This window comes from Nostoc sp. CALU 1950, from assembly GCF_051172895.1.
Lineage (GTDB): Bacteria > Cyanobacteriota > Cyanobacteriia > Cyanobacteriales > Nostocaceae > Nostoc > Nostoc edaphicum_A.
The window spans coordinates 37,638-57,117 of the sequence record NZ_JBDNJQ010000004.1 but is presented as its reverse complement, the minus strand read 5'-3'; the positions used below and the strand labels follow the sequence as shown (position 1 = coordinate 57,117).

General features: G+C 43.4%; 17 protein-coding genes. 6 read left to right on the top strand and 11 right to left on the bottom strand.

Annotated features, from left to right (window positions below):
* Nucleotides 1–19: 19 nt before the first annotated feature.
* The 5 genes from ABF638_RS02165 to ABF638_RS02145 all read right to left on the bottom strand — a co-directional run bounded on the left by ABF638_RS02165 (nucleotide 20) and on the right by ABF638_RS02145 (nucleotide 6,405).
* Nucleotides 20–541 (bottom strand): phycocyanin subunit beta, encoded by a 522-nt coding sequence (locus ABF638_RS02165; protein WP_069068364.1) that lies wholly within the window; start codon nucleotides 539–541, stop codon nucleotides 20–22.
* A 655-nt stretch (nucleotides 542–1,196) separates the two neighbouring features.
* On the bottom strand, nucleotides 1,197–1,487 hold the full coding sequence (locus ABF638_RS02160) for an alpha/beta fold hydrolase (RefSeq protein WP_435019852.1): 291 nt from the start codon (nucleotides 1,485–1,487) through the stop codon (nucleotides 1,197–1,199).
* A gap of 71 nt (nucleotides 1,488–1,558) precedes the next feature.
* Nucleotides 1,559–2,578: an adenosyl-hopene transferase HpnH gene (gene hpnH, locus ABF638_RS02155; protein WP_435019850.1), complete on the bottom strand. Its 1,020-nt coding sequence runs from the start codon at nucleotides 2,576–2,578 to the stop codon at nucleotides 1,559–1,561.
* Nucleotides 2,579–2,620: 42 nt separating this feature from the next.
* Nucleotides 2,621–3,673, bottom strand: a complete 1,053-nt coding sequence (gene hpnA / locus ABF638_RS02150) for a hopanoid-associated sugar epimerase (RefSeq protein ID WP_435019848.1) — start codon at nucleotides 3,671–3,673, stop codon at nucleotides 2,621–2,623.
* On the bottom strand, nucleotides 3,673–6,405 hold the full coding sequence (locus ABF638_RS02145; RefSeq protein ID WP_435019846.1) for an efflux RND transporter permease subunit: 2,733 nt from the start codon (nucleotides 6,403–6,405) through the stop codon (nucleotides 3,673–3,675). Before ABF638_RS02145 ends, hpnA begins: the two co-directional genes overlap by 1 nt.
* Between ABF638_RS02145 and ABF638_RS02140 the strand changes: the two genes are divergently transcribed.
* The 3 genes from ABF638_RS02140 to ABF638_RS02130 all read left to right on the top strand — a co-directional run bounded on the left by ABF638_RS02140 (nucleotide 6,375) and on the right by ABF638_RS02130 (nucleotide 9,452).
* On the top strand, nucleotides 6,375–6,497 hold the full coding sequence (locus tag ABF638_RS02140) for a hypothetical protein (protein WP_256090806.1): 123 nt from the start codon (nucleotides 6,375–6,377) through the stop codon (nucleotides 6,495–6,497). The two genes, ABF638_RS02145 and ABF638_RS02140, sit on opposite strands and share 31 nt — an antisense overlap.
* A 112-nt stretch (nucleotides 6,498–6,609) precedes the next feature.
* Complete coding sequence (locus ABF638_RS02135; protein WP_435019844.1) at nucleotides 6,610–7,299, top strand: phosphorylase; 690 nt, start codon at nucleotides 6,610–6,612, stop codon at nucleotides 7,297–7,299.
* Nucleotides 7,300–7,739: 440 nt separating this feature from the next.
* Nucleotides 7,740–9,452, top strand: coding sequence for a putative bifunctional diguanylate cyclase/phosphodiesterase (locus ABF638_RS02130; protein ID WP_435019842.1), 1,713 nt, complete (start codon nucleotides 7,740–7,742; stop codon nucleotides 9,450–9,452).
* A 99-nt stretch (nucleotides 9,453–9,551) separates the two neighbouring features.
* On the opposite strand, the gene ABF638_RS02125 is transcribed toward ABF638_RS02130, so the two are convergent.
* On the bottom strand, nucleotides 9,552–10,214 hold the full coding sequence (locus tag ABF638_RS02125) for a LuxR C-terminal-related transcriptional regulator (RefSeq protein WP_435019840.1): 663 nt from the start codon (nucleotides 10,212–10,214) through the stop codon (nucleotides 9,552–9,554).
* 179 nt (nucleotides 10,215–10,393) lie between these two features.
* On the opposite strand from ABF638_RS02125, the gene ABF638_RS02120 reads away from it, so the two are divergent.
* From ABF638_RS02120 to ABF638_RS02110, 3 genes are all read left to right on the top strand, one after another.
* Nucleotides 10,394–10,813 carry a DUF6220 domain-containing protein gene (locus ABF638_RS02120; protein ID WP_435019838.1) on the top strand — a complete coding sequence of 140 codons (420 nt, stop codon included), beginning with the start codon at nucleotides 10,394–10,396 and terminating at the stop codon, nucleotides 10,811–10,813.
* 57 nt (nucleotides 10,814–10,870) lie between these two features.
* Nucleotides 10,871–11,704: a sulfurtransferase gene (locus ABF638_RS02115; RefSeq protein ID WP_435019836.1), complete on the top strand. Its 834-nt coding sequence runs from the start codon at nucleotides 10,871–10,873 to the stop codon at nucleotides 11,702–11,704.
* A 392-nt stretch (nucleotides 11,705–12,096) separates the two neighbouring features.
* The gene (locus tag ABF638_RS02110) at nucleotides 12,097–13,221 is read left to right on the top strand and encodes a site-2 protease family protein (protein ID WP_435019834.1); all 1,125 of its coding nucleotides are present in this window, start codon (nucleotides 12,097–12,099) and stop codon (nucleotides 13,219–13,221) included.
* Between the two features lie 176 nt (nucleotides 13,222–13,397).
* On the opposite strand, the gene ABF638_RS02105 is transcribed toward ABF638_RS02110, so the two are convergent.
* The 5 genes from ABF638_RS02105 to ABF638_RS02085 all read right to left on the bottom strand — a co-directional run bounded on the left by ABF638_RS02105 (nucleotide 13,398) and on the right by ABF638_RS02085 (nucleotide 19,426).
* Nucleotides 13,398–15,611: a tetratricopeptide repeat protein gene (locus ABF638_RS02105; protein WP_435019832.1), complete on the bottom strand. Its 2,214-nt coding sequence runs from the start codon at nucleotides 15,609–15,611 to the stop codon at nucleotides 13,398–13,400.
* Nucleotides 15,612–16,055: 444 nt separating this feature from the next.
* Nucleotides 16,056–16,235: a photosystem II assembly protein Psb34 gene (psb34, locus tag ABF638_RS02100; RefSeq protein ID WP_181931693.1), complete on the bottom strand. Its 180-nt coding sequence runs from the start codon at nucleotides 16,233–16,235 to the stop codon at nucleotides 16,056–16,058.
* Nucleotides 16,236–16,465: 230 nt separating this feature from the next.
* Nucleotides 16,466–18,457, bottom strand: a complete 1,992-nt coding sequence (gene thiO / locus ABF638_RS02095) for a glycine oxidase ThiO (protein WP_435019830.1) — start codon at nucleotides 18,455–18,457, stop codon at nucleotides 16,466–16,468.
* 217 nt (nucleotides 18,458–18,674) lie between these two features.
* Nucleotides 18,675–19,070 (bottom strand): hypothetical protein, encoded by a 396-nt coding sequence (locus ABF638_RS02090; RefSeq protein WP_435019828.1) that lies wholly within the window; start codon nucleotides 19,068–19,070, stop codon nucleotides 18,675–18,677.
* A gap of 17 nt (nucleotides 19,071–19,087) precedes the next feature.
* Nucleotides 19,088–19,426 (bottom strand): 2Fe-2S iron-sulfur cluster-binding protein, encoded by a 339-nt coding sequence (locus ABF638_RS02085; protein ID WP_181931696.1) that lies wholly within the window; start codon nucleotides 19,424–19,426, stop codon nucleotides 19,088–19,090.
* Between the last annotated feature and the right edge of the window lie 54 nt (nucleotides 19,427–19,480).

The following is a 19,480-nucleotide window of genomic DNA, read 5'->3' as shown; positions in this document are numbered from 1 at the left end:
TCAGCAATGCAAGCTTTGCTTAAGCAACAGCAGCAGCAGCACGATCAAAATAGCTAGCTATTTCAGATGCCAAAGCACTGCAATCGCCTCTGGTGATGTTGTTTGTATCGTTAACAATTGCCAAAGAAGCTGCTTTCAGCTTTTGAATACCAACAGCAACTGAAGCTCCTGGGGTTCCCAATGCTAAGTAGGTTTCACGCAAGCCATTGAGGGCGCGGTCATCTAGCACACTGGAATCGCCAGCAAAGATAGCGTAGGTGATATAGCGAAGAATGATGTCCAAGTCTCTGATACAAGCAGCTGCACGACGGCTGGTGTAAGCATTACCACCGGGAGTGATCAATTGGGGTTGTTCTGCCCACAAATCACGAGCCGCAGCAGCAACAAGAGCTGACGCATTGCTGGTAATACGGTTAACAGCATCTGCACGCTTGTTACCATCTTTGACTAGTTCGCTCAATGCATCCAATTGTGCATCGGAGAGATATTCCCCACGTGTATCAGCTTGGGAAACTACTTTTGCAAATGCATCTAAAACCATTGCGTTAAATCTCCTAATTTGCTCGGTTAAGAATAATTGGACTCAAAACTGAATGGTTCAGTTTATTTTCCGATGTCAGCACTGCCTGACGAGTTACGAAAGGTTTAAAACAGACATCCAAGGAATAAGTTTACGATCTCCAGGCTTTCAGATTAAAACTTTTGTTAGAAAACTTCAAACTTCTGCGAACGACTGGAAAACCTGATTAAGATGTTGTTTTTCACTTCCAAGTTCTCTTTATACAATGCTGCCGCATCATAATTTATTACAAATTATTGTTATGTTTGTTAATTTGATTTACATAAGTTAACACTTTGTCTCTTTAGTTTATGAGAGGTTAGTACAGGATAATAAAAATTACTCTCCACTTGAAAAAAGCTAAAAAGCTGATGAAATAAGCAGTACTCTTCTGCTTTCTGGAGCTAAGTATGTATGCTGATACGAGAATATTCGAGCGATCGACACCCGTACTGACATCTCTGCACATCAAAAGAAGGGCAATCACAACCTATGTGATGGAAAATCCCTTAAAGAATAGGTATCGCACCCTAAATTGGTGTAATATTTAACTAATTTCTCGCTTCTAACAACGACACTGCAACCGTAGATTCATCGCCGGGGTCAACAATGCGGTCATACAATTACCTAATCGAATTTATCTTGCAGGAACGCTATGATTCAATACGCTTGGGTTAAGGGCTAATAGTACAAAATTGTGGGTTTTCAAGACGCGATAAATCGCCGTCTCTACAAGTGTTTTGGTCTTATCTGAACTGTATTGCGCTATGATTCGCTTAAATGCTTGGGTATCTTGGTAAAGAAAGCGATGACCACCCTTAAAGAACTCTAAATACGCATTTGGTATCTTTTTATACATTTTCTCAAGATTAGCAGGAGAAGATATACCATCGTAACGACCACCGCAGATATAAACGGGAAGATGCATCCGAGAAAGTCGATTATACGTATCGTGAGCAGGCAGGCATCGCACCCTTAGTATGTACTATTTAATACCTACTAATTCCTGCCAAACACACTGCCAAGGGCGCGTGCCATATTTTGCGGTTGCATTGCATCCATTGCGGCGGTGGGTTCGTAGCCGCAGTGAACCATACAATCGGCACATTTGGGATTACCACTCTTCTGGCCGTATTGACTCCAGTCAGTTTGTGCCAGTAATTCCTTGAAGGTAGAGTAATAACCTTCGTTCAGCAGATAGCAAGGTTTTTGCCAACCGAGAACGCTATAACTAGGGCTACCCCAAGGCGTACATTCGTAGTCCTTCTCACCAGTGAGAAAATCTAGGAACAGCGGATTGTGATTGAAGTTCCAGTTTTTCTCACCACTTTTGTATGGAGCTAGAATTTCTCGAAAAAGGGCGCGGGTTTGTTCACGGTGGAGAAAATGATCTTGATCTGGTGCCCACTCGTAACTATAGCCGGGAGAAATCATCATCCCGTCAGTATTTAGTGTTTCCAGAAAGTTGAAGAACTCTTGCATATCTTGGGGTTTAGTCCCCTCAAATATAGTGGTGTTAGTTGTAACACGAAAGCCTTTAGCTTTAGCTGCGCGAATGGCTTTGACAGCAATATCAAAAACACCTTGGCGATCGACACACTGATCATGCAACTCCCGCATTCCATCTAAATGCACACTAAAAGTTAGGTAAGGGGAAGGTTGAAACTTATTTAAACTCTTTTCTAACAGCAAACCATTGGTACACAAGTAAATATATTTCTTGCGCTCAATTAATCCCTGAACAATCTCATCAATCTGGGGATGTAGCAGAGGTTCTCCTCCAGGAATTGAGACAACCGGTGCGCCGCACTCTTCCACTGCGGCAAAGCACTGTTCTGGGGTGAGATTTTGCTTTAAAATTTCCTTGGGATGTTGGATCTTACCACAACCCGTACAAGCTAGATTACACCGAAAAAGAGGTTCCAACATCAATACTAAAGGAAAGCGTTTACGTCCTTTCAAACGCTGCGTAACAAGATACTTCCCGATATCCATAGCTTGTTGTAGATTAACTGCCATTGTTGCGATCGCTCCTCTTTTAAAGATAAATGCACCACTTTCTCAACCCCAAGATTTATCTGTGGGGTCTTCAATTTTGAATTTTGAATTTTGAATTTTGAATTTCCCAGAGGGGTTGACATATCCCTGAGCAACAAACCAATCTACAGCATTTTTGAGTGCCCCATTCAGCGAAGATTGGGGTAGACCCAACTCTCGGACAGCCTTTGCAGCATTGTAATACATAGGTTGTTTCGCCATCCGCACGCCATCTAATGGCACTGAAGGCAATTTTCCCAAGGGTGCGAGAATCTTTTCATCAACCCAGGCAACGCTAAGGGGCAACCAAGGGGGTACGGTTCGTTGAGGTGCGCTTAGACCGGTGATATCAGCGAGTTGTTCAAGTAGTTGCTTTAGACTGAGGTTTTGATGACCTAAGATATAGCGATCGCCTGATTTACCCCGCTGCAAAGCCAGTAAATGTCCCCATGCCACATCTTGCACATCGATAAAATTTAGACCAGTATCTAAGTAAAAGGGCATTTGTCGCCGCAAAAATCGCAGGATGATATCACCCGTCGGGGTAGGTTTGATATCCAACGAGCCAATAGGGCTACTGGGATTGACTATAACTACCTCCTGACCTGTAGCAACGGCTTGCATGGCTTCTTGTTCAGCCAGAAACTTAGACTTTTTGTAGTCACCCACCAACTTTTCTAAGGGACTCTGATGTGTTTCATCCACAACCTCCCCTGATGATCCTACCCCAATTGCTGCCACTGAACTGGTGTAGACGGTGCGCTCAATGTTAGCTTTGCGAGCGGCTGCCAAAACATTGCGCGTACCCAGGACATTATGACGGTGGAGTAACTCTCGGTCTGTTTGCCACAGAGAATAATGGGCTGCCACATGAAATAGGTATTTACAACCTCTCATTTGTTGCCAGAGATTTGGATCATTCAAATCGCCTTTGACAATTTCCACATCCAAACCGCGTAGGTTCTCCAAATTACTGCTTGAGCGTACCAGCGCTTTCACTGCATATCCCTGTTGCAGAAGCAACCGTACCAAGTGAGCGCCAATAAAACCAGTACCCCCTGTGACAAAGACTTGCATCAACTTCCCCCCTGCTCTCCTGCTCCCCTGCTCCCCTGCTTCTGAAATCGGGGAAACCAATCATCTAAAATGGCGTAGACGACTGGCACGACAATTAAACTGAGGATAGTTGAAGTTACGAGTCCACCTGCGATCGCAACAGCCATTGGCGATCGCAATTCAGAACCAGCACCAAAACCCAATGCGATCGGTAGCATTCCTAAGAGGGTGGAGGCTGTGGTCATCATAATTGGTCTGAGGCGCACTGGCCCTGCTCTGAGAATCGCCTCTGTGCGGTCTAAGCCAGATTTGCGGAGTTGGTTGATGTAATCTACCAGTAAGATGGCATTTTTGTTTGCTAGTCCCAACAAAAAGACAAAACCAATCAGCGAGATCATGCCAAAGTCACTCTTGGTGAAGAGTAAGGCCAGCATGGCACCGACAATTGATAAGGGTAAAGAAACACCAATAACTACTGGGTCTATCCAGCTTTTGAACAGCAAAATCAGCACCACAACAATACAGAGTGCTGATAATACCAAAGTAGTGCCAAAACTAGCAAATACTTCACCTTGGCGGGCAGAATCTCCTCCCAAGTCTAAAGTTACACCAGCAGGTAACACTGCTTTTGCTTCCGCTACCAATTGATCTGTGGCACTACCTAAAGACAAATCTCTGCCCAAATTGGCACTGATATAGGCGACCCTTTGATTGTTGAGCCGCTCAATTTGAAAAACTGTACCCTGTGAATTTGTTTCACTTGTTACAGTCACATCAGCAAATCCCGGTAGTTTCTCAATGCGCTCTTTAATTGCCTGGGCAGCTTTGCTGAGGCTTTGGAGGTTATCGCCTCGTAATGATGCCTGTAAAGGTTTTTGTCCACCAGTGTCAACAAATTGAATATCTTCCACACTGGTACTCACACCAGGGAGATTAGGCAAAGACGAGCGTAATTGGTCTTGTACTTCCGCAGTCTTGATGTTGCGGTCTTCTTTGAGCTTCACATAAAGCGTACCTTTATTTGGCTCACCTTCACGAGAACCAACAGTAGTAAAGACTGTTTCCACTACTGGAGATTTTCTCACCACATCTTCTAGTTTCTTAGCAACCTCTAGGGAATCGTTTAAGGGGTTGGGGATTGGCGATTGGCGATTGGCGATTGAAATTTCTCCCCTGCTCCCCTGCTCCCCTGCCCCTCTGCCTTCCTGTCCCTCTGCTCTACCAGGAATACTCGGCAAGGGGGCGGTGTAAGTAATATTGAACTCGCCGCGATCTAATTTCGGAATAAATCCTTTGGGAATTAGTAGACTCAGTGCCATACCTGCAATAAAACTAAGTATGGCTAATGCGACGACTGTCTTGCGGTGGTTTAAAGACCAGTGGAGTAAGTTTCTGTAAAATCGGGTAAAATTCGCCCAGATGTTTGCTTCCTGGCGGTGTTGGGGAGTTGAATTAGCAGGTTTTAACCAATAAGTAGCTAAGGCTGGTGACAATGTACGAGCAACCAATGTTGAAGCAATCATGGCTGCCGAAACTGTGATTCCAAATGGCTTGAAGAACTGTCCGATGACTCCTCCCATCAAACCAATGGGCAAAAAAACCGCTACTGCTGTAGCAGTGGTGGCGATGACTGTTAAGCCAATTTCATCTGTAGCTGAAAAAGCGGCTTGGCGAGGAGTTTCCCCTTCATCAATGTGCCGCATGATGTTTTCGACATCGATGATCGCATCATCAATTACACTGCCAATAACTAAAGCCAAAGCCAGCAACGTAATCGTTTCTAAGTTGAAGCCAAAAATTGCCATGACGATAAACGTCGCCAACAAAGATGTCGGAATCGCCAAAGCAGAGATGAGAGTTGCCCGCCAATTCCATAAAAACGGAAAAATTACCACTATCGACAAGACAACGGCTTCCATCAGCGCATCGATTGTTGACTGGGTGGCTTGGCGAATATATTCTGCTTGGGTTGCAGCTAAAGTGAGGTTAACATCCTTGAGGGTAGAGCGTAGCCTTTGAACTTCTTTTTCAACTAAACTCACTACTTCTAAGGTGTTAGCGCTACCGCGTTTGATGACTTGAAATGCCAGTGCATCTTGGCCATTAAACCTGACTAATGTTGCGCCACCCTGGGGTAGAGCCGCTGCACTCGCATTCGCTGGATTTACCGGAGGAGTTGCAGTAGCAGCGCCTAGCAATGAAACTTTCAGGACTCCTGGTAGTTTAGCGATCGCACTGACAATTTCATCTTGCGCTAACTTCGTCAAATCTGTAAGATTCCGCGTCGGACTCTCAATGGCATAGCTAATGGCGGCTGACTCGTTTAGATTCAGGGGAATAATTTTGGAAGTTGCTCCTTGAGGTAGAGTCAACTGCTTGAGAGCAGCTTCAACTTCTTTTGTTGATGTTTCTAAATTCGTTCCAACGGCAAAAGAGAGGGCAACGGCTGTTTGACTAGGATAAGTAGATGAGCGGATATTCTCCAGTCCTTCTAGGGAGCGGAGGCGTTCTTCTAGGGGTTGGGTGAGCTTCGCCTCTGTATCCAGGGCAGTTGCCAGAGGGGCTGTAGCATTTACAACCACCACTGGAAAGGTAATATCTGGAAACAAAGCATACTTGAGAGAACTGAAAGCCAGAACACCAGCTACCGTTACGGCAATCCAAAAACTCACCGTCAGCCACGAAAATTGAATCGCCAATTTAGAGATATTGAAGAGTTCTCGTGCGGATTTTGAGTTACGAAGCTTTACCATCTTGGAAAATTATCGTGTGGGTGACACAATTATTTAGTCATGCTACAGCAATCGGCTTTGGTTTGCGAGTTTTGATCCTCACCAAGCAGTAATATTACTTATTGTCACTCAAATATGAACCAATATTTAATCGAACTTTAAAGACAAAATTAGCTCTGTTGAGCATAAAAATTCAGACGCAAACTCAGACTCTCAAGAGCGCTAATGTCTAATTTTCCACTTATCAACACAATTCTGGTGCCTCAAGGAGCAGAATATAAAGCTGTGTGTCGCGGATTAAGCGGCGTTACTGGCTCCATCCCAACAGTAGTAGCCATACCTGTTGGGATGAAGCCTTTGCTCAAATATTTGCAACAATCCCAATTGATAGCTCCAAAATCCAGAGTACTGATTATGGGTATATGTGGCAGCTTGAGCGATCGCCACACAGTTGGTGATATTGTGCTGTATCAAGATTGTATTTATCAGGGGAAACTGCAAGAATGCGATCGCACTTTTACAGCACAATTGCACTCTTCAATATCAGATAAAGTATCCTTAGTCAAGTCACTGACAAGCGATCGTGTGATTTGGTCTGCTGCCGAAAAACGTCATTTGGGTGAAACTTTAGCGGCTGATGTTGTTGATATGGAAGGATTTACCGCCCTAGAGTTTTTCAATGCCGCTGGGGTAGACGTAGCAATACTACGAGTAGTTAGCGATGATTGTCAGCATAATATCCCCGATCTCACATCAGCAATTAATTCTGATGGCTCCCTAAACCCTTTTCCTTTAGCGATGGGAATGCTTCAACAACCCGTTGCTGCTGCTCGGCTGATTCGAGGTTCATTAACAGCATTAAAGGTGTTAAAGCAAGTTACAAATCTACTCTTTTCAGGCTATAGCTATAAATAATCTGTTGCGTCTTTGTTATAAAAATTCTAGAAATAGGTAATCTTGTTTCTCACGAATGATTCAAGATTGCTATATAGCGATCCTAAATGATTTGCGAAAATCGAGAGCTTCAGATCCCCGACTTCTTTGAGAAGTCGGGGATCTTATTCTTATTGTTCACGAATGAGTTAGGACTGCCATATCACATTAAGACAACCTAATAAATATTAATAGCGTAACAATCAATATAATTTCGGTATTGATTGTGAAATCACTTTTGGAATAAGTTTTACAGAAACTTTATCGTTATACATATCAAGTAGAAAGCGATATTGGGAAACATAATATATGACCTTATCAGGGTTGGGTTCCATGAGAGCTAATTCCACTGGAATATGAATCAAAAATCTTCTTTTGTCAGCATAGCTCGGAACTAATTTACCAACTATCAAACAGAATTTATGAAGCTCAATCACAACCTCTACCTGTACTCGTTCCTAGCTAATTTTGGATGGCTCAAGAAAAGTTACACCGCTAAAATCATGTTGGTGGCATTTTTGGGCACTCACGTACCGCTTCTGACCTTACTTTTCAGTTTCGTTATCTCAAACTCTTACTCCTTAGAGATGGCAGTGCGAGTTATGATTGTTGCTCTCTTGGCAACATTAGCAGGTACTGCTGCCACCCTCTACGCAATACACCACCTTCTCAAACCGGTTATTTTGACATCTGCTGCATTGCAAAATTATCTGAACACCAAAACCCTACCTGGATTGCCCACAGAATTTGCTGATGAAGCGGGTACATTGATGGCGGATACCTCACAAACTCTTCACAAATTAGATGAATTAATTCACTACATCAGTAATTATGATGATCTAACTGGATTGCCCAATCGTGATTTATTTCGCGATCGCCTCTATCAGACCCTATCTCAACCTGAAAACAACCAGCGCCTTGTAGCTATCTTTTTGCTGAGTATTGATGATTTCACTGGTATGAGTCATGGGTTGGAGCCTCAGACAACAAATTTGTTGTTAAGAACAGTTGCCCAGAGATTATCAAACTGTGTGGCGAAAACAGATATCCTTGCCCATTTAAGCGGAGATGAATTTGCCATCGCCCGCATAGAAATTGTTTCTTTTGAAAGTGTGATTAAGCTATCTCAGTTGCTGTTAAGTACTCTGAGTAAACCTTTTTCTTTAGAGGGTAACTTGATTCATATCACCGCTAGTATCGGCATTACAATTAATGGACTAAATGATCGTAATAGCGTAGATCAACTCTTGCAACAGGCTCACATGGCACTGTACCAGGCGAAACAGCGAGGGCGTAGCCAATACCAATTCTATTCGCCGGAAATTAATGCTCAGTTACAGGAGCGACTGAGTTTAGAAAATGAATTATATGGAGCGCTTGAGCGTAATGAAATGCTGGTTTATTATCAACCTCTGATTGATTTACACAGCAGACAAATTACAGCGATGGAAGCATTGGTTCGCTGGCAGCATCCTACATTAGGTTTGATTTCTCCTGCAAAGTTTATTCCGATCGCAGAAGCCAATGGTTTGATCGTGCCAATTGATGAATGGGTTTTGCGAACTGCTTGTGCCCAAAACCGTGCTTGGCAACTTGCTGGATTTACCCCAATTCGGATATCTGTGAATCTGTCAGCTCGACAGTTTGAACAACCGAATCTAGTTGAAATCGTCAGCCAAGTTCTTGAGGAGACGGAACTCCCAGCATCTTGCCTGGAACTGGAAGTGACAGAAAGCTTCTTGATGGCTGACATGGAGCGATCAGTTAAAACTTTAAAAGAATTACGCGAACTGGGTATATGGTTGGCTCTAGATGACTTCGGCACTGGTTATTCTTCCCTCAACTACTTGAAGCGCTTTCCCGTGAATATGCTCAAGATTGATCAGTCATTTGTACAAGATGTCATGTCCAATCCTGATAGCGCCGCCGTCACTGATGCCATTATTGCCCTCGCAAAGAGCCTCCGGTTGAAAATCACCGCAGAGGGTGTGGAAACCCAAGAACAACTTGACTACCTGCAAATGCAGGGATGTCACGAAGGTCAGGGTTTCTATTTCAGTTGTCCTGTTCCCGCTGATATAATTGTCCAGATGTTGCAGAAAAGTTCTCAACAGATGGAGACAATTGCAGCATAAGTGAATGCTTAAGCCAGAAAATCTCCCCCCTGATAGCGTTTCAGTTGAATTTTGATAATAAATGGTTATCAGGGGGAAATGAAGCGAATAAAAGGTCATTTATTTTGAAACAGTGGAAAGCTTTGCAACCATGTGAGTACGAGATGAAACCTCAAGCTTGCGAAACATCCTTTTTAAGGCTTGCTTGACAGAGTTTTCAGTAATCCAAAGTTCAGCACTAATTTCTGCATTGGTTTGTCCTTGAGCCACTAAGGAAGCAATTTGCATTTCACGAGGTGTTAAAAGCTCTGTCTGTAATAATGGTTGTTGCAATCTCGCCATTGCCACCCAAGTAGAAATGTGCAGACAAATGGCACTTAAATCCGTGAGATTTTGTGAATCAAATGCAGGCATTCCTTGCTCACGGGTCAAACCTACCACGCCCACTAACTTACCATTATTGACAATTGGCCCTGCCATAACGTGCCAGTGGTCAGCACGAGGACAAATCAACTTCCATGTCTTAGGTTCTACTACCAAAGCTTCATGAACAGGGGCATGGCGTTCTAGCAAGTAGCGTGCAACTGGATTGTATTGCGGTGATAATGCAATTTGCAGTGTTTTTTGAATCTTGCTGTCAATTTGAGAAATTTGGGCAAAGAAGAACAGCCCACATCGTGTAGCTGAAAAATACTCACTCACTTCTACGGATATGTGCGATCGCAATGTCTGTTCATCTTTAGCTTGAGCAATTGCATGAAATAGAGTTTGTAATGCAATCATGATTGGCAAATTGTACCCTTTCGAGGTCTAGGCGCAGTATAACAACCAGACTTATCCTAGCTTTTGTCATTTGTCATTTGTCATTAGTTTTTTGGCCACTCTCTTGCGAGATATGTACTAACAAACTCTTTATCAATGACCAATGACTAATTTGGTTGCTTTTTTTGGATTACTTAACCATGAATGTAAATTCTGGCATTGATAATACACAGAGATCCGGGCGCTGGATTCAAATCAGTTTTTTTATCGCAGCAGTGTTTTTCAATCTCTGTTTAGCAACCCAAGTATTCAGTGTTGGACTGGCTTACTTTTACAACTCTGATTGGTGGAATCTACATATTTGGCTCGTGCGAGGATATAGCGGACTCTCGCTAATTTTGTTGGTATGGGTATTTTTAATCCCGTTTCCTCGAAGAATCCAAAGCCTTACAGCAAGTATGCCAGTACTGCTGGGACTGCAATTTCTCACAATTCATTTACACACTCCTTTTCCTTTAGCAGTGTTTCACCCACTCATTGGCTTTTCTTTATTCTCTATTTCCACAACCCTAGTGCATCGGACATCACACATCGTATTTCCCAACCACAACCAAGACTAAATCCGAAGAGGAAACACAACTTTCAATTCTTTTCGTGCTATTACAGGAGAAATACAAGTGTCTCAATACGCTGATCCATCAGTTCTCGTTGATACTCACTGGCTTACAGATCATCTCAACGATCCAAATGTCCGCATTATCGAAGTTGATATCAGTCCAAAGCCGTACACAAATGCTCACATACCTGGTGCTGTCTTCTGGAACATCTTTACAGACTTATTATTGCCCGATTTGAAGATAAATTGGTATGTGCGAGCTTTTGAGAGGCTAATGGCACGTTCAGGCATCACCAATGACACTACAGTGATTGCCTATGGCAGTTATCCTGGAACCGGAGCCTGGATTTTCTGGTTGTTACAAGTCTTTGGGCATAAAAATGTAAAAGTTCTCAATGGCGGCTACCAAAAATGGAAATCAGAAAGTCGTCCGCTAGCAACTGAGTTATCTACGTTTTCTGCTACTGATTACCGTGCCAAAGCTACTGATCCTAGTCTGAGAGTATTACATGATGAAGTTAAAGCATCAATTGGTCGAAGCGATTGCGTGTTGTTAGATGTCCGAACACTTCAAGAATACTGTGGCGAGTGGTTTTTCGATCAGCCACCAAAAGAAGGTGAACGGACTGGACATATTCCAGGTGCAGTCCATCTTGAGCATATCTTAACTCTCAACGAGGATGGAACTTTTAAATCATTCAACGAATTGAAAAATCTTTATCACAGTAAGGGGATTACAGCTGATAAGGAAGTGTTTCCCTACTGTGCCATCGGCGGGCGTTCTGGATATACCTGGTTTGTCTTGAAGTATTTATTGGGCTATCCGAATGTTCGGAATTACGATGGCTCTTGGAATGAATGGAGTCGCCTGCCTGATGTAGCCATCGAGAGGTAGTGAGAAGTCAGGAGGCAGAAGGAATCGACACTTAAGGATCGAGGACGCTTTGGATCACATCGAAAGCGCCTCTTGATACAATTTTTTTATACTAGTGGGCTTGCTATACCCAAATACGCTTGGGTTAGGGGCTAATTATACAAAATTGTGGGTTTTCGAGACGCGATAAATCGCCGTCTCTACAAGTGTTTTGGTCTGATCTGTATTGTGCTATACTCACAACTTTTTGTTAATACTTCTTTCCTCCTGCCTCCTGATTACCAATAACCGCACCTTTACAGACGGACACCACTACCGTCACGAAGATTAAAATCTCTTAACCTTTCGTTACACTAGAGACATCGAGAAGGACGAAAACGAACTTCTCAAAGCTGAAATCAAAGGTGAACGACATGAATGGCACAATTCGCGTTGGTAATCTCTTCGGAATTCCCTTCTATATCCATCCGTCCTGGTTTTTAGTTCTGGGTTTAGTAACTTGGAGTTATAGCGGTGGACTGGCGGCACAATTTCCCCAATTATCTGCGGGATTAGCTTTGCTACTAGGATTGATGACAGCGCTGATGTTATTTGCCTCTGTCGTCGCCCATGAATTAGGCCACAGTTTCGTTGCTATTCGTCAGGGGATTGATGTCAAATCCATCACACTGTTTATATTTGGCGGTTTGGCGAGTTTAGAAAAAGAGTCGAAAACCCCAGGTGAGGCTTTCTGGGTTGCGATCGCAGGGCCTTTAGTTAGTCTACTATTGTGCGGTATCGTTACAGCGATTGGTGTTACTACCACTGCATCAGGGCCGTTAGCTGCAATTCTTGGTGTTCTAGCTTCTGTTAACTTGGCATTAGCTCTATTTAACCTGATTCCTGGCTTACCTTTGGATGGCGGAAATATACTGAAATCCATCGTTTGGAAAATTACAGGTAATCCTTATAAAGGTGTCACCTTTGCTAGTCGAGTTGGGCAAATCTTTGGTTGGGTAGCAATTCTTTCAGGTATAGTTCCCCTACTATTGTTTGGCAGCTTCGGTAACATCTGGAATTTGTTAATTGGCTTCTTCTTGTTGCAAAATGCTGGTAATGCGGCTCAATTTGCCAGAGTGCAAGAAAAACTTACAGGTTTGACAGCTGAAGATGCTGTAACTCATGACAGCCCGATTGTATCTGGTAATCTTAGCTTAAGAGAGTTTGCCGATGAGCGAGTCATCAGTGGGCAAAACTGGCATCGATTCTTAGTGACTGATGATGATGGACAATTAGTAGGTGCGATCGCAGTTGATAATTTACGAAGCATCCCAACAGTAATGTGGTCAGAAACTCAAGTTAAAGAAGTCATGCGACCAATTACTGAATCTACCACAGTTCAATCCGATCAACCTCTGCTGGAAGTCATGCAGCTACTCGAACAACAAAAGCTATCTGTACTTCCCGTGATTCGTGAGAATGGCGTTCTAGTTGGAATCTTAGAAAAAGCTGCAATTATCCAGCTACTTCAAAACCGAACTCAACCTAACCCTGCATAGAGTTATCTCAAAAAACGTCAAACCCTTTTAGAGAAGCTATTAATAGCTTCTCTAAATTTTTATTTATAATTGCTTGCAGCAGTTTGCAAGTAACTGAAGTACAACATGCAGGACTCACGCATCAGATTATAGAGAGTTTCTACCTCCTGCCTCCTGTCTCCTGCCTCCTGCCTTCTTCACAATTTTGACAAAATCTCTGGCAACAACTGACTAGGAACTTTAGATAAAGCTAGATTTTGTCCCTGTATTCCTAATTCATTATGAAAAGCACGAATAGTTTTCACCACATAAGCGAAGGTTGTTTGATAAGCCTCTGGTTGTTTACTTAATCCGTTTAAGGCTTGTAAATGGTTATCTAATGCTATTTCTAAGTGTTGAGAACGTATTGCTTTCTCGCCATTAAAAGACTTATCTATTACTAGCTGATAATGGGCTAGTCCCAAATTATTATAAGAGGCAAGCAAATCAAAACTTAAAGAAGTCCCGCTAAGTGAGTGAGCCAAAGCTATAGCTTCTTCATAAGCGCTGATACATAATTTCAGATACTTTTGCCGTGCCTCTTTAGTTGTCTGAGATAGGTTTGCTAGATGCCAGTAGGCAGTACCCAGATTATTTTGTGTAGCGGCGCAGGCACTGGGAACATTAGCTGGAGTGCGATACTTGAGAGCATCGCTGTAGACAACTATAGCTCGCTGGAGATTTTGGGCAGGTTGTTCGTATTGTGCCAGATTCCAACAGGCAGTACCGATATTATTTTGAATCATGCCATACTTGAGCGGCTCCTCTTCGGGGTTGTAGTGTACAAGTGCTTCATTGTAAGCTGCGATCGCTTTCTTTAAATGGACAATCGGTTGATTATATTGACCCAGATGCCAATAAGCAGTACCCAAATTGTTCTGGCAAGCCGCATACTTTAATGAATCCATCTCGGCTGTACGATAGCTGAGTGCTTCACTGTAAGCTAAAATTGCTTGCTGCCAATTTTCAGATGGGTGAGAAAAACGAGCTAAGTCACCATAAGCCGTCCCCAAATTATTTTGCACACGAGCGTAAGTTTCCAAATGTGTCTGGGGCGAAATCATCTTTAACGCCAACTGATAAAATTCTATTGCCTGATCTATATAAGTTTGTCCTTCCTCCGAATTGGGTGGTGTACGGTATAACATCCAGTAAAGTGTACCCAAATCATTCAAGATATCTGGGAGTTGCGGTGAGCTTTCGTCATAGCTAATTGCTTCCTGATAGGCAATAATTGCTACCATCAGGTTTTCTAGGGTTGACTCTCCTTGTTCAATCCGAAGACGGTATAAAGTACCCAATCGATGATAAGCTTCTGCCAGTATCTCCGCCGAAACTTGCTTTTCGTGTAATTTTTCAATCTCCAACAAAATCTGCTGCGGTTGTAAGTAATCCTCAGTATTCTGAGCAGTATTTGTGTTGATTGTTGCAATTACTAGCTCCGTTAACTCACTGCTAACATAAGATAAAGACGACAGTGATTGATTATTACTTCCACTACCATATCTAGTAGTAGATTCCTGCTGTTGTGGTGCAACCTTCAATAAATCTGCTGTTGACGGCGAAACTTCCTGGGTTTTATGTATGCCATTCCCTTGTATCTCTGCGGGAAAATCGGAATTATTTTCAAAGTTTAACCCGGTGGCTGCGGTTCTAAGTTCTTCTTGGTTAACTGATTCATCTAAAATCGACTGCTCAATATTTCCTAAATCCAAACTTCCAGAACGTGAAAAACGTTCTGGATAGCCGGAATTCTGAGTTGCTGGTGTGGGTTCTCCAGCAAACACAAATACGCCAGTCCGGGAACGCCAAAACTGTGGTGCTGATTGCTTAATAGCAGATAACCAAGGGCGCGGTATCCACAACAGCAAGTTAGATTCTAAGAATCGGCCGGATTCTTGTGTAGAAAAATATTGTTCGCTTAAGCGGAGATAGTGCAAAAATAAACGCTGTGTCGCAACTGGTTGCTTGGTGAGATGCTCCACGCCTACAATCTGAAAAGCTGGTACTGGAAAAGGTCTTCCAGGCGTATCTTTTGATGCTCCGACAATTGGCGGGGGATAATTAGCCAACCATTGATTAATCTGGACTATGGGATCGGGATCATTTAAATTCAAACGCAATGTGACTAATCGCGGATAAGCTGGAGTGCTATTTTCCTGAGCATTTGATGACTGATATAGCACCTGTCCAACAGGATAAGCCAATGTAGAATGCAAACGGGCTGCTACCTGATTTCTTAAGTGTAAATCATCACATACAGCTAAAAAAAGTTGTCGTCGTAAACCAAGACTTAGGGCAAGTTTCAGGCGGTGGTATACTTGCCGATTCCAAGTAGAATTATTGTTGTGTGCAGTATCATTCACGCTCATAGCGGCTAAAGAGCCAAAACACAGTGTATATCACCTTTCTGGGTGCATCCAAGTGGACTAAACTCATAATAAAAATTATTTTTAAGTAGATATTGTGCTGCTCAGGATAAACTAAGCCTTCAGGTCTACATAAATAATAAAGTATGTAATTATACTTTAATTGCTAACTCAATTTTAACAAAAAATAAAACAGGAGTCAGAATTCAGAATTGGTGAATACTCTACCCATAAAGGGATAAAGTTTTAAAGTGAGAATATTTTAATTTTTTTCGCGCCACTTGTAGGCAAGGTTTTAAACCAATATTCATTACCCAGTCGTACAGAATTCAATTCTGAATTCTGAATTCTGACTCCTGAGTTCTTCTTATAAAAAAGCAGGCCCCTCTTAAGATTGGAACCTGAAAAACTGTAAAAAAGTTGAAATTTTATTAAAATGTTTTATGCTCAACTGCTCTTAGAAACAAAGAAGGCGACTAGAATCAAACCGACAACCAAAGCTGTAGCGGCGATTCCTAGTAAGATATAAGTTCGTTTTTGCCCTTCCGTGGGAGGTTCTGCTTGATAAATCTTTGGTTCACGGGCAAAATTATTCAGAAGACCGCCTTCTTCATTCGTATAGGGCATGAATTAATTCCTTTATCTTTATTGTTCATTTAATGTTACATAAATGCTAGATCCGCTCTGAAACTGCTAGACAAATCGTTACATTGGGGACTGGGGACTGGGGACTAGGGACTGGGCATTGATTGGGCATGGGGCATGGGGCATTGAAAAAAGGCAGGGGTGCGGGGGAAAAAGGGAAAACTCTTCTCCCATTCCCCATTTCCCATTCCCCATTCCCCATTCCCCATTCCCTAACTAGTAATTGTCCCGGTTAGAGGTGAACTAGGACTGGCGTAGTCTTTAATAGGCATTCTGCCAGCAAGGTATGCTAGACGACCGGCAACTGTTGCTAAATTCATAGCACGAGCCATTGCTGCTGGATTTGGAGAAAGTGCGATCGCACTATTAATCAACAAGGCATCTGCTCCCAATTCCATTGCCTGAGCGGCTTCTGAGGGTGAACCAATACCTGCATCGACTACCACTGGTACACCTGCATTTTCGATGATGATTTGGATATTGGCGGTTGTTTTCAGCCCTTGTCCAGATCCAATTGGCGATGCCAAAGGCATTACCGTAGCACAGCCTACTTCTTCTAAGCGCTTGGCTAACATGGGGTCAGCGTTGATATAAGGCAATACTGCAAAACCTTCTTTGACTAATTGTTCTGCGGCTTGCAGCGTCCCGATTGGATCTGGAAGTAAATACTTAAGGTCTGGTATTACTTCTAACTTGATAAAGTTATTGTCTTCCTGTCCCAACAATTTCGCCATTTCTCGCCCTAAACGCGCTACCCGAATCGCCTCTTCAGCAGTTTGGCAACCTGCGGTATTGGGTAACATCCAGATTTTTGTCCAATCTAAGGCTTCAGCTAAACCTTCATGTCCGGGGGCCTTGGTTTGTACCCGTCGTACTGCTACGGTGACAATCTGGCAATCGCTAGCGGCGACGCTTTGCTGCATTTCCTCAATGCTGCGATACTTACCAGTTCCCGTCATCAAACGAGATTGAAAGGTTTTACCAGCAATAATTAATGGGGAATCTGTAGAGACGCGATTCATCGTGTCTAGGGTACGATGCCCATTGGAGAAATTGGCAGAGTGAGTCAGCATTGGGGTGGAGGTAGATGGCTTGGACTGGAAGCGCGAATAGTGAAAATTAGCAAGTAGGGGGTCAGATTTTTGTTCCAAGATGAAATCGGCAATCAATGCGGCGGTTATGGGCGCAAGTAGAATTCCGTTGCGGTAATGACCAGTAGCAAGGGTTAAATTTTGACAGTGGCTAGTGCCAAGGATGGGCAACTCATCAGGGGTGGCTGGGCGAAATCCCCACCAGAATTCTTGGATGGGATAATGCTTGAGTTGGGGATACAGCCGGATAGCAGCTTGTAGTAATTTTTGAATACCTTCTGGGGTATTGTCAGGGATGAAGCCAACGTCTTCGCTGGTTGCCCCAAGAACAAGGCGATCGCGTCTTGGTACGATGTAAATATCCTGTCCAAATAAAACCCGCTTTAAGGGCAATTCCGGTACAAATTCCGGTACTCTCACACTCAGCATTTGTCCTTTTCGGGGACGCACAGGTAATGGTAACAATTCATTTGACCAAGCACCTGAAGCTAAAATATAGTGCGCGGCGCGAATTATTCCAGCATTGGTTTGCACGCCAACTACTTGTCCCTGCTGCTGTAAAAATGCTTCTACTGTAATCCCGTCTTTCAGTTCAACACCAACAGACTCAGCCGCCGTCCACAATACCTGAGCTAGAGCCTGATTATCAACTTGTGCGTCTTCAGGATACCACCACCCACCAACTACATCTGCTCCCAATCCTGGCTGATATTGATGAATTGCCTCTTTGGTTAACCAGTAAGCCGGGGATGAAGGGGAAAGACTTTCCCCCCTGCTCCCCTGCTCCCCTGCTCCCCTGCCCCCCTGCCCCCCTGCCTCTTCAAAGAGGGGTGCAAGAATACCGCAGGGACGGTAGCCAGTATTTAAGCCGGTCAGTTCTTCTAATTTGCGCGTCCAGTCGGGATATAAAGCACGCGATCGCCAACACAAGGAGCGCATTGCCTCATTAGAAATGTTTTCCGCATCTGGTGCTAACATCCCAGCGGCGGCGTGGGTAGCGGCAGCCTTGAAGTCACGACAAAGCACGGTGACCTGTGTCCCGCGCAGTTTTAGTTCAATGGCGATCGCTAAACCAATAACGCCGCCACCAATAATTACAGTCTCACTAGTCATTAGTCATTAGTCATTAGTCATCTATCATTAGCCATTTATCATTAGTACATAACTAATAACTCATAACTAATAACTCATAACTTATAACTTATAACTCGTAACTAAAGACGGATCTATCTTCATCAGGAATGCTGAGTGCAATTAATTTTATTTTTTACTCAGCACTCGTTACGAGCTAAACGCCCCGCTACCGCTAACAGAACTTAGCACTGTTCAGTTACCACAAAGCTCGAATTGGTTCGTTGCCTTGATTGACATCGCTTGATGGCGTGTCTGTTCCAGAAGTATCTGTGCCGTCTGTTGTACTGTCAGCAGGTGATGTTGAGTCATCAGAAGGATTCTGAGCAACGCTACTCCTGTTGTCAGGTCTTGGGGCTACAATACTACGTCTGGGTTCGTTAGTTTCAGCAGTTTCGTTTCCTTCAGTTGCAGTTTCTTCATTCTTGCTGCCAGCACTGCTATTAACATTGATATTAGCTGGCAGGACTTCTGATTTCTTGTCGCTGGGAGCGTTAGCGCTTTGTACGCCCATAGGAAAGTTGATGCCCAGTAATGTACCAAGCAGAATGGCTAAACCTCCAGCCATTAAAATTAAGGGTGTCCATCTACCCATCTTGTCTTAACTCCTTTTTAACCTTTTGGTGTCCACACTATTCGAGAACCTTGTCCCCAAAATCCATCAAACTTTGTCACTTTCACATCGCCCAAAACCTGAGTTTGACAGGCTAAACGCAAGTCTGTTGTAGGAGAATGGGGAGGAAGCGAACGCCGTGCTCGATCACGCCAATTCGCTGCTGATACTTTGCCCTCTACCTTAACCGTACAGGTACCGCAACTGCCAATGCCCCGACAGTTTATTACCTTAGCACCGTCATTGTAGAGTTCAATACTATTTTGCAGCAAAATTTTTCGGAGATTGCTTCCCTGTTCGCAATCAATTGTTTTACCTTCAGCTAGTACTTTAGGCATTTTTAAATTGCCAAACTGGCTTTTTGTTGTATATTGACACATTGCCTCGAAAGT

Coding starts and splice junctions, on each gene's coding strand:
- ABF638_RS02120 (WP_435019838.1), top strand. CDS start 10,394: ATGAATGTAAATTCTGGCATTGATAATACACAGAGATCCGGGCGCTGG.
- ABF638_RS02160 (WP_435019852.1), bottom strand. CDS start 1,487: ATGCATCTTCCCGTTTATATCTGCGGTGGTCGTTACGATGGTATATCT.
- hpnA (WP_435019848.1), bottom strand. CDS start 3,673: ATGCAAGTCTTTGTCACAGGGGGTACTGGTTTTATTGGCGCTCACTTG.
- thiO (WP_435019830.1), bottom strand. CDS start 18,457: ATGACTAGTGAGACTGTAATTATTGGTGGCGGCGTTATTGGTTTAGCG.
- ABF638_RS02105 (WP_435019832.1), bottom strand. CDS start 15,611: ATGAGCGTGAATGATACTGCACACAACAATAATTCTACTTGGAATCGG.
- hpnH (WP_435019850.1), bottom strand. CDS start 2,578: ATGGCAGTTAATCTACAACAAGCTATGGATATCGGGAAGTATCTTGTT.
- psb34 (WP_181931693.1), bottom strand. CDS start 16,235: ATGCCCTATACGAATGAAGAAGGCGGTCTTCTGAATAATTTTGCCCGT.
- ABF638_RS02085 (WP_181931696.1), bottom strand. CDS start 19,426: ATGCCTAAAGTACTAGCTGAAGGTAAAACAATTGATTGCGAACAGGGA.
- ABF638_RS02135 (WP_435019844.1), top strand. CDS start 6,610: ATGTCTAATTTTCCACTTATCAACACAATTCTGGTGCCTCAAGGAGCA.
- ABF638_RS02145 (WP_435019846.1), bottom strand. CDS start 6,405: ATGGTAAAGCTTCGTAACTCAAAATCCGCACGAGAACTCTTCAATATC.
- ABF638_RS02130 (WP_435019842.1), top strand. CDS start 7,740: ATGAAGCTCAATCACAACCTCTACCTGTACTCGTTCCTAGCTAATTTT.
- ABF638_RS02125 (WP_435019840.1), bottom strand. CDS start 10,214: ATGATTGCATTACAAACTCTATTTCATGCAATTGCTCAAGCTAAAGAT.
- ABF638_RS02165 (WP_069068364.1), bottom strand. CDS start 541: ATGGTTTTAGATGCATTTGCAAAAGTAGTTTCCCAAGCTGATACACGT.
- ABF638_RS02110 (WP_435019834.1), top strand. CDS start 12,097: ATGAATGGCACAATTCGCGTTGGTAATCTCTTCGGAATTCCCTTCTAT.
- ABF638_RS02090 (WP_435019828.1), bottom strand. CDS start 19,070: ATGGGTAGATGGACACCCTTAATTTTAATGGCTGGAGGTTTAGCCATT.